The organism is Brevundimonas sp. UBA5936 (assembly GCA_002430835.1).
Classification (GTDB): domain Bacteria; phylum Pseudomonadota; class Alphaproteobacteria; order Caulobacterales; family Caulobacteraceae; genus Brevundimonas.
The window spans coordinates 1-5,599 of the sequence record DJDA01000096.1 but is presented as its reverse complement, the minus strand read 5'-3'; the positions used below and the strand labels follow the sequence as shown (position 1 = coordinate 5,599).

Below are 5,599 nucleotides of genomic sequence, written 5' to 3'. Positions count from 1 at the left end.
GCCGCCGCCGCCGCCTGGACCTCGGGGCAGGTGGATGCGGTCATGGCCACCTATGTCCACGACGAGCCCTTGCTGGTCTTCCTGGGCGACACCCCGCTGAAGGGGCCCGACAGCGTGCGCGCCGCCCTGGACGCCCGCGCGGCGGCGCCCGGCGGTCTGGGGACGCTGTCCTATGAGTGGTTCGAGACCATGCAGTTCGACGTCAATACGGCGGTGGTCTCTGGCCGGGCGGTGATGACGCGCGACGGCAAGACCCATCGCGGCCTGTTCACCCGCATCCTGCGCCGCACGGCCGACGGCTGGCTGATCGTCCACGACCAGCTGGCCTGGGGCCCGGAGGCCTAAGGCGCCGTCTTACAAGGCTGTATAGAGCGCTTCGACCAACCGAAGGGCGCGCGGGTCGCCGAGCAGGTGGGGCGACTGGCGCGTCATGACATAGGCGGCCGAGACGCCCGCCGCCTGATCCGCAAACGCCATCGATCCGCCCCAGCCGCAGTGGCCGACCGCCTCGGGGTTGGGGCCGAAGATGTTCAGGCCCTGATTGCGGGTGAAGCCCGCCGCCCAGCTTATGTCGAAGGGCAGCACCTTGTCGGGCCCGTGGATGCGCTCGCGCGTCGTCTGAGCCAGAGTTTCCTCCGACAGCACGGTCAAGTGATCCAGCGCGCCGCCGGTGGCGATGATGGACATCATCCGGGCCAGATCCTTGGCCGTGCCATGCAGGTTGGCGGACGGAATCTCCGCCATGCGCCACTCGGTCGAGCCGCGTCCCCCGGGGGCCGAGCCGCGATCCAGGAAGGCGGCCTTCTTGATGGCGTCGATGGGGCCGAGGTCCGGCGCGGCGGCGGGCTTGCGCAGTTGGGCCACGCGGCCGTGTTCGCTTTCCGGCAGGCCGATCCACAGGTCCAGATCGAACGGCTGGGCGAAGTCTTCGCGCAGGGCCGCTCCCATGGTCTGCCCGTCGACGATGCGGAACAGCTCGCCCGCCAGATAGCCGATGGTGATGGGGTGATAGCCGGACGCTGTCCCCGGCGCCCACAGCGGCGTCTGGGCCGCCAGCTTGTCCAGCACCGCCTGACGGTCGAACCAGATCTCGGGCTCGGCCCCGCCATCGAAGCCCGGCAGGCCGGACTGGTGGCTCATCAACTGGCCGACGGTCAGCTGGTCCTTGCCTGCCGCGCCGAAGGCGGGCCAGTGGTCGGCGACCCGGTCCTCATAGGACAACAGTCCCTTGTCCACGCAGCGCGCGATCATCAGGGCCATCACCGCCTTGCCGGTCGAGAAGACCGGGACCAGCGTGTCCTCGGCGAACGGCCTGGTCCCCGCCAGATCGGCCGACCCGGCCCACAGGTCGACCGCCACCTCGCCGTCGATGGTCACGCTGAAGCGCGCGGCCAGTTCGTTCAGCCTCTCGGGCGCGTCGGTGAAGTTGGCGGCGAAGGCGTCCTTCACCGCATTGAAACGCGGCGGGCAGACGCCATGGAGGTCGGGGAGGCTGGTCATGGGACGGCTCTAGCGCCTTGGCGGCTTCACGTCACTTGCGGCCGATTACTGGCGCGCCGACGCCGAGGCGTTGCGGGCGCCCTCGAACTCGTCGCCCGGCTTCCACGCGGGCCAGTCGCGCGAATTGGCCAGATCGCGGCCGACTTCATACAGCAGCTGCACATCGGCGGCGGCGGCGTCCATCGTCCACTGTGGCGTCCATTCGTCCGAAGGCTGATGATAGCGGTTGGCGACATAGTCGCGGCTGGCTTCGTTGTGGCCGGTGAAGCCTGCGGCGGCGAACAGGGCGGGCACGCCCTTCCTCGCCAGCGGGAAGTGGTCCGAGCGATAGAAGGCCCCCGCATGCGGCGCGGGATCGGGGATCAGGCGACGCCCCTCGCGCGCGGCCAGCACCGCCAGCCGGTCGTCCAAATCGTTCTTGCCCGCGCCGATGACGACGATGTTCGGGTCGATCTCGGTTCCCGGCAGCAGGCTGTCCATGTTGATGTTGGCGACCGTCGTCTCCAGCGGCCAGACCGGATTGGCGGCATAGTATTCAGCGCCCAGCAGGCCCGTCTCTTCTGCCGCCCAGCTGATGAAGACGGTCGAGCGTTCGGGGCGCGGCCCCTCGGCGAACAGACGGGCGATCTCCATGACGCCCGCTACGCCCGTCGCATTGTCGACGGCGCCGTTATAGATGTCGTCGCCGTTCTTGGGCGTGGCGCGGCCATAGGCGTCCCAGTGGGCGCCGAACATCACCGTCTCGTCCGGGTATTTGGTTCCGGGCAGGCGGCCGATGACGTTGCGCGTCTCGACCCGGTCGGCCTTCTGGCCGAAGTCGATGGACAGGGTCACGCCGTCCAGCGCCACGGGCTGGAAGTCGGGCGTGCGCGCCTGATCCTTCAGGGCGGCGAAGTCGAGGCCTGCGTCCCTGAACAGCTGTTCGGCCACGGCGCCCTGGATCCACCCTTGAGCCGCCACGCGCTCTTTGTTCGGGTCAGCGCGGACGATGTCGAACTTGGGCGCGGTCGAGGAATTCTCCAACGTCGACCACGGATAGCCCGCGCCCGGCGTGTCGTGGATGACCAGAACGCCCGCCGCGCCATGCGCCGCCGCCACCTGGAACTTATAGGTCCAACGGCCGTAGAAGGTCATGGCCTGGCCGTCGAACTTGCCCGTAACGGGGTGGCCTTCGGGCGCGCCGAAGTCGGGGTCGTTGACCAGCACCAGCATAATCTTGCCGGTCAGATCGACGCCTTTGTAGTCGTCCCAGCCGCGCTCGGGCGCGTCGACGCCATAGCCGACGAAGACCACCGGCGCGTCGGTCAGGCTGATGCGCTCCACCGGCCGGTCGGACGAGACGATGACGTCCTTGGCCCGCTGAAGTTCGGTCGTGCGGCCCTTGGCGGTGACGCTGATGGCGGCGGGGCCGTCCTGACTGGTGCGGCTGACCTGGGCGACCTGCACCCACGACCCGTTCGGGCCGCCGGGTTCAAGGCCGAGCGCCTGAAACTGCTGCGACAACCATTCGATGGTGCGGTCTTCGCCGGGCGTGACCGGGGCGCGGCCTTCAAACTCATCGGACGCCAGGACGCGCGTCGCCTCGTTCAGCCGAGCCGGGTCGACGCGGCCGGTCTGGGCGAGCGCGGAGGTCGAACACATCAGGACGGCGATCAGGCCGACGGCGGCGGAACGGGCGAGGGTCATGGGCAGGCTCGGCTCTTGAACGATTTGCGCCACGCTGCCCCCTGAGGGCGCCGCTGTCGACCCCGAAAGGCCTCAGCGCCCGTCCAGCCAGGCGCGCACGCCGTCCGCCGCGACGACGCCTGAGGCGAAGGAGGCCTGGAGCAGATAGCCGCCGGTCGGCGCCTCCCAATCCAGCATCTCGCCCGCCGCAAAGACGCCGGGCCGCGCCTTCAGCATCAGGCGTTCGTCCACGGCGTCCAGCGCCACGCCTCCGGCCGAGGAGATGGCGCGGCTCAGGCCCTGCACCCCGGTCAGGGTCAGGGCGACGCCCTTGATCCGGGCGACCAATTCGGCCGGGTCTGCGGGCAGCGGACCGCCTTCGCGCAACAGGGCGACAGCGGCGGCGTCCAGCCGCGCGGCCTTGCGCAACCAGTTCGACAGGCTGTCCTTGCCGCGCGGTTTTGACAGGCGCTGAGCGAGGGCTTCGATGCTCAGATCGGGCCGCAGGTCGAGCGTCAGCATGGTCGATCCGTCGCGCTCCGCCGCCTCGCGCAGCCCGGCGGACAGGGCGTAGACGCCGCCGCCTTCGATGCCATAGGCGGCGATCATGGCCTCGCCGCGCACGGTGCGGCCCTCGTGTGTCAAGGCGACGCCTTTCAACGGCGTTCCGGCGAAGCGCTCGCGGAACAACGCCGACCAGGCGACATCAAAGCCGACATTGGAGGGACGGAAGGCGGCCACCTCGGCGCCCGCCTCTTCCAGCGCGGGAACCCATGCGGCGTCCGAGCCCAGTTTCGCCCAGCTGGCGCCGCCGAGGGCCAGAACGACGGCGTCGGGCCGCTCGATCTGCTCGCCATCGGGCGTGTCAAAGGTCAGGGCCTCGCCCTGCCAGCCGGTCCAGCACGAGCGGGTGCGGATCTCGACGCCCAGCCCCTCTAGTCGCGCCAGCCAGGCGCGCAGCAGGGGCGAGGCCTTCATTGCTTTCGGGAACACTCGGCCGGACGAACCGACGAAGGTCGGTTGGCCCAGCCCCTCGACCCAGTCGATCAGATCGGCGGGCGAAAAGGCGTTTAGCCAGCCCTCGATGCGCGCCTGCGCGGCGGCGTCATAGCGGTTCAGGAACGGCTCGGGCGGCTCTGAATGGGTCAGGTTCAGCCCGCCGCGTCCGGCCATCAGCAGCTTGCGCGCGACCGAGGGCATCCGCTCGTGCACGATGACGCGCAGGCCCGCCTGGGCCAGACGTTCGGCGGCCATCAGTCCGGCGGGACCGGCGCCGATCACGGCGATTGTTTGCGGGGAGCGCGTCATTCGACCTTCCTAGACCGGAACGATTGCGCGGGGCATAGGCTCTATCATCATGAGCGTCGCCTTCACCCGAGAAGAAGATCTGGAAGCCACGGCCGCCGACCTGGTGGACCGCCCGATCTCACCCCATCCCAACCATGTCACGGCCGAGGGGCTGGCCCTGATCGAGACCGAGCTGGCGGCGGCGCGCGCGGCCTATACCCGCGCTCAGACTCAGGGGTCGATCGAGGCGGACCGTACCGCCATGGCTCGCGCCACGCGCGACCTGCGCTATTGGTCAGCGCGCCGAGCCTCGGCCCAGTTGTTGGAGACGGCGTCGGACGGGCGGGTGCGCTTCGGCGGATCGGTCGCCATCGAGCGCGAGGATGGCCGCACCCAGACCTGGCGCATCGTCGGCGAGGACGAGGCCGACCCGGCCAAGGGCAGCGTCAGCCACGTCTCGCCCCTGGCCCGCGCCCTGATGGGCAAGCGGGTCGGCGACGAAGCGACCGTGGCGGGCCATTCGGTCGAGATCGTCGCCGTCGATTGAGGATGCGGCGGTTCAGTAGCCGCCCGTTCCCTTCTCCTTGGCTACCGGCTGGAAGTCGCGCACGAACCGCTCCAGCAGGCGCACGCTGTAGCCCGCCGAACCGGCCGGTTTCACGTCGTTGGCGGCGCCGAAGGCCATGTTGGCGATGTCCAGATGCGCCCAAGGCGTCTCGGGTCGGGCGAAATAGCCGATGAAGTGGGCGCCGGTGCCCGCGCCCGCCCCGCCGTCGCCCGAGTTCTTGATGTCGGCGATGGTCGAGGAGGTGGCCCGCACATAGGAGGGGTGCAGCGGCAGGCGCCACAGCGTCTCGCCCGTGGCGTCGCCCGCTGTCTTCAGCTGGTCGGCAAGGGCGTCGTGGCGGCTGAACAGGCCGGCATAGTCATTGCCCAGGGCGCCGCCGACCGAGCCGGTCAGGGTGGCGACATCGACGATGGCGGCGGGGTTCAGCGTGGTGTCGGCCCAGACCACGGCGTCGGCCAGGACCAGACGGCCTTCGGCGTCGGTCGAGATGATCTCGATGGTTTTGCCGTTCATGGCGGTCAGCACATCGGCCGGGCGGATGGCGCCGCCGTCGGGCATGTTCTCGGCCAGGGCGGCGAC

The 5,599-nt window shown here is 69.9% G+C and carries 5 protein-coding genes and 1 pseudogene; 2 read left to right on the top strand and 4 right to left on the bottom strand.

The genetic code is table 11. The annotated features are described in order from the left end of the window. Positions 1-345 (top strand): DUF4440 domain-containing protein (locus B2Y21_RS09090; protein WP_292059086.1); only part of this gene is annotated, 345 nt, incomplete at its 5' end. Positions 346-354: 9 nt separating this feature from the next. On the opposite strand, the gene B2Y21_RS09085 is transcribed toward B2Y21_RS09090, so the two are convergent. From B2Y21_RS09085 to B2Y21_RS09075, 3 genes are all read right to left on the bottom strand, one after another. After that, positions 355-1,500 carry a serine hydrolase domain-containing protein gene (locus tag B2Y21_RS09085; RefSeq protein WP_292059084.1) on the bottom strand — a complete coding sequence of 382 codons (1,146 nt, stop codon included), beginning with the start codon at positions 1,498-1,500 and terminating at the stop codon, positions 355-357. A 45-nt stretch (positions 1,501-1,545) separates the two neighbouring features. Continuing rightward, positions 1,546-3,186, bottom strand: coding sequence for a M28 family metallopeptidase (locus tag B2Y21_RS09080; RefSeq protein ID WP_292059083.1), 1,641 nt, complete (start codon positions 3,184-3,186; stop codon positions 1,546-1,548). 72 nt (positions 3,187-3,258) lie between these two features. Beyond that, positions 3,259-4,473: an NAD(P)/FAD-dependent oxidoreductase gene (locus B2Y21_RS09075; protein ID WP_292059082.1), complete on the bottom strand. Its 1,215-nt coding sequence runs from the start codon at positions 4,471-4,473 to the stop codon at positions 3,259-3,261. Positions 4,474-4,522: 49 nt separating this feature from the next. Here B2Y21_RS09075 and greA point away from each other — a divergent pair, with 49 nt between their 5' ends. Next, positions 4,523-4,999 (top strand): transcription elongation factor GreA, encoded by a 477-nt coding sequence (gene greA / locus B2Y21_RS09070; protein ID WP_292059081.1) that lies wholly within the window; start codon positions 4,523-4,525, stop codon positions 4,997-4,999. 12 nt (positions 5,000-5,011) lie between these two features. Here the strand turns inward: greA and B2Y21_RS09065 are convergent. Next, positions 5,012-5,599: pseudogene (locus B2Y21_RS09065) on the bottom strand (leucyl aminopeptidase); the annotation flags it as partial.

What these genes read in the sequence shown, in the direction of transcription:
- B2Y21_RS09080 (WP_292059083.1), bottom strand. Translation starts at nt 3,186, where the DNA reads ATGACCCTCGCCCGTTCCGCCGCCGTCGGCCTGATCGCCGTCCTGATG.
- greA (WP_292059081.1), top strand. Translation starts at nt 4,523, where the DNA reads ATGAGCGTCGCCTTCACCCGAGAAGAAGATCTGGAAGCCACGGCCGCC.
- B2Y21_RS09075 (WP_292059082.1), bottom strand. Translation starts at nt 4,473, where the DNA reads ATGACGCGCTCCCCGCAAACAATCGCCGTGATCGGCGCCGGTCCCGCC.
- B2Y21_RS09085 (WP_292059084.1), bottom strand. Translation starts at nt 1,500, where the DNA reads ATGACCAGCCTCCCCGACCTCCATGGCGTCTGCCCGCCGCGTTTCAAT.